The following is a 3,952-nucleotide window of genomic DNA, read 5'->3' as shown; positions in this document are numbered from 1 at the left end:
CTCCGGCACTTCAAATGGTATCTCGTCCTCAATACATTTTACAGTTCCATCCTGGAACTTCTCATAATGCAAATTATTGATACAAGTAGTAAGTTTAAGGTACCTTCGTGGAAAATAAAAAAGTGGAGCTCACGCATGGAACTCCACCGGCTACGGGCATCGCAAGTTTCCGTAGCGCAACCATATGTACATTAACATTACAAGATGTGTATGTCAATAAACTTATGTTAGATATTGAATTATATTTTCCTGTATCGGCTGATTTTATCCCAGTTAGCAGGAAATCCCATATTATCAAGCAATTGTTTCTCTGTAAGATGAGGACACTGCTTAATTACAGTTTTTATAAGTTTTGAAAGAGCAGTTTTAAAGAGTCTGAATTCATCATTATTTATCAGGTAGCGTAGGGCAATTACAACTGCGAATAAATCCTGCTTGCCGTATACATAGTGATTATTGTTTTGATTGATTTGAAGTTTTTGGTGTAGCAAGGTATCAGGAATTGTCTCGTTAATTCTGAATGAAAACAGACGCTCCCCATGGGCACATACATTACGGCATTTGCCTATAATGTTGATAAACTGATGCAATTGTTTTTCTGAAACATTCTGAAAGTTTTTGCTGATTTTGGTTCTAATATCAGTAGTTGCATATTGATACATTTTGGAAATCTGCCCAAATGTTAAAGCATTTGTTGCAACCCATAATGGTACATTGTGATATGTATTGACTGAATGCTCAATATAGGCATATTTGCTAGGTGTAGCAATAACTTTTTGTAATGAATGAGTCAGGCGAAGCAGTTCACGATGGTTCTTTCTGGTGTGATTATAATTATTTATATCAAGATACATGGACTGCTGTTCACCATATTTTTCACAGAAGTGATAGGAAAACATGGATTTTATATGGCGTTCTACATGAAGAATGTATTTCAGAAACAAAGTGCGTAGCTCTTCATCAAAGTAGTAGAAAGAAACTAATTCATCAAAAGTAACGCCATGAATATATTTATTTGACGGAGCGTGTTTGAAAAGAGATTTGTATCCACCTATTAGAGAATAGTAGCTGAGTTCTTCCAGTTTTTTAGTGGCATATTCGTGATTAGGAATAGCAAGTTGCTTGTCATATTCAAGAATATGTAGCTGCTGCTCATAGGTGAGAAAGTTTTTTGCCATATAGTATTTCCTTTCTGAAACAGGCATAAAAAAAGTGGAGCCCACGCATGGAACTCCACCGGCTACGGGCATCGCAAGTTTCCGTAGCACAACCACTATAAATAATATACCATTGATATCTGGCGATGTCAAACAGTATTTTTTTAGTGGCATTAATAGTTTATGCGTTTCTGTGTGTGATATTCTTATTTTGTTCATTTCTGGCATTCAGCCATTTTTCTTTATATTCCAGTGCTTTCTCAGGCTTGTGCCATCTGACATACAGATTATTCAGATATCCGTATACAGATTTAAGATAGTCATTCCCGGAAACATAGTTATCATATGCTGAAACAGCAGTATCAGACGAAGTTGAATCATAATTACCGGTATCCATAGCAGCACCGATAATACTCTCTGCTGTCAGCAGATTCTTTTCGGCTTCTACTGGTTTACCTTTCTTTAATGCAATTATTCCGGAAGCAAGTCGGCAGCAGCCATAATCTAAAGTGTTGTAGCCTTCGTTATCTGTTACAAGAGCATCATATTGATTAAGGACAAGCCGTGCAAGCTCTAAATCACCAGCAAGTATCAGCATATTTACAAGATTAAGCATCTGTTGGAGCATATCATGCGTTTCAATTATGCCGGTGTCAGCATATGAAATCCTTATCTCAAATGCCTTGTGTAAGGCTTCGGTTACTTTATCAGTTTTTTTAAGTGCAAGATATACATTGGACAGATTGTTATAAAGATTTGAGAGTAGATTGATATAGCGTTTCTGATTCATGGTGTTCATAGTGTCATCTTCATTTTCAAGCAGGTGTATAGCTTTTTCACGTTTCTTTACAGCCACATCATAATCCTTTCTCATGTATGCAAGCTCTGCTTTATAGTCTAAAAGTAATGCTCTGTCACAGACAGAATCGATATGCTCCTGTTCCATAAGGTATGATATCCGGTCAGCCAGTTTTGACATATAATCCCTGACAGAGTATTTTTCAAGATATGGAAACATATCCTGAAGGAATAACAGATAACAGGCAGAATTATCATTGATGATGTTTTCTACAACACTTATCATAGCCTGTATCGTATTATCGGGTTTTCGAACTTCTAAGCCATGCATCAAGCAGATTGAGTGAAGACTGTTTACAAGTGTCTGACAATTGGAAATGCAAGGATTTAATTCTTCATATATGATTTCCTGTATCAGAGGATGCAGGTTTATTTTCTTATTCTCTATGTCATCCATTATAAAACCATATCGGGCAAGATAATTAACATCATGCAAAGAGGCGAGCTGCAGCCAGTTCCTGAAATGATTCTTATACACGCCGGATACCGGAAGGATTGACAGGTTCTTAAGTATATCGGTTTGAGAAGAATTAAGCCGGCTGATCTGCATAAGAATACGCAAATGTTCAATCATAAGCCCATCATGATAATCCCCATCTTTATATAATTCCACATCTTCACTATCTGTGATATTAAGCCCACACTGCTTTAATTCATGCAGTAATTCATCAGGCTCAAGACCGCCTGCTGCAAGTGAAAGAGCTGATAATACGACAGTCAGGGTGTGGGAATGAACGTCTCTTATTATCTGTTTAACTGTTTCAGTATCATTATCCGAATAAGGACAATGCGAAGCAAAAAGCTGTAAAAGGTCTTTTTCAGATGCTATCTCTTTAATCTTAATCGAAGCATATTGTTTTACTTCACAGCGTGTCGTGACAAGCAATTCAAAATCATTCTTTACAAATTCTTTGAAAAAAGCATCATCATTAGGAAGGGCATTAAAGTTATCCAGTATCACAAGGCTGTCCTGATGCAGGGAGCGTAGCAGTCGGTAATGTGAGTCAAATAGAGCATCCTCATTCATATCTGATGTATCATCTGAAAATTCCATGGCTGCAATGTCTTTTCGCAGGCTGCCGGAATAAAACAGGTAGATGATATTGGTATATTTCTTTTTATTCCTGTTGGCATAATATTTTGCCAGTTCACTTTTTCCTATTCCTGCGATTCCATTTATGAAAACAACGGATTCAGAAGCAAGCAGTCTGCCACATTCTTTTATCTCATCATTTCTTCCGATGAATTCTTTTACAACAGCCGGCAAACGATTACTTAGCAGAATGTCAGTAAGCTCCGGTGAATACAGGTTCTTTCTGTTATGGTCAGATAATATGGCGTAAAGCATAACATCTGTAAAAAATGTGGCATTATCATCAATGGCAATTAATTCATCAGCTTTGGTAATGCCAATTATTTTTCGGCTGTTATTAATCATATCTTCCAACAAATATCTGGTATTAGAAACATTTATAAGATTAGGAATAATCTTGTTCTTAAAGTCCGTAATCATCTGATTACGTCCGGTATCATTTTTGTATTTATTCAGAATATCTACAGGAACAGGTCTTGCTCCATTACACCAGCGGCTGAATGTGATGTTATCATCTGAAGTTTCACCATAGTCAGAGGCTTCATCCAACAGGCAGAGCGAAAACAGGTCACGCACAAGCCGGTGCTGTGGGTAAGTCTTTATTTTATTGTAAAGTAATGCACCTGTCACATGTGCAAATGTCAATTGATTTTTCATACTTTCTCCATGTCTATGTCAACTTCCGGTCAACATGTCGTCAATGTGTTTCATTCTCAAAATTTACTATCATTATCACAACAAAACATAGCCAGCAGACAGCAGAAGATACTTAAATGAAAAACTAAATTCCAGCTGTGGATTATCTCAGTAACTATGCGGGATTAAATTCTGTAATGCACCTTAA

The 3,952-nt window shown here is 36.8% G+C and carries 2 protein-coding genes; both read right to left on the bottom strand.

Annotated features, from left to right (window positions below; genetic code table 11):
* Positions 1 to 239 precede the first annotated feature (239 nt).
* Positions 240 to 1,385 (bottom strand): Abi family protein, encoded by a 1,146-nt coding sequence (locus tag WMO75_RS18940; RefSeq protein WP_349078755.1) that lies wholly within the window; start codon positions 1,383 to 1,385, stop codon positions 240 to 242.
* Complete coding sequence (locus WMO75_RS18935) at positions 1,339 to 3,765, bottom strand: tetratricopeptide repeat protein (protein ID WP_349078754.1); 2,427 nt, start codon at positions 3,763 to 3,765, stop codon at positions 1,339 to 1,341. Before WMO75_RS18935 ends, WMO75_RS18940 begins: the two co-directional genes overlap by 47 nt.
* Positions 3,766 to 3,952: the final 187 nt, after the last annotated feature.

The sequence above is a fragment of the Blautia intestinihominis genome (assembly GCF_040096655.1).
In the GTDB taxonomy this organism is placed as follows: Bacteria; Bacillota; Clostridia; order Lachnospirales; family Lachnospiraceae; genus Blautia_A; species Blautia_A intestinihominis.
Note: the sequence above shows the minus strand (reverse complement) of the source record. Positions and strands in the feature narration are given on the sequence as shown.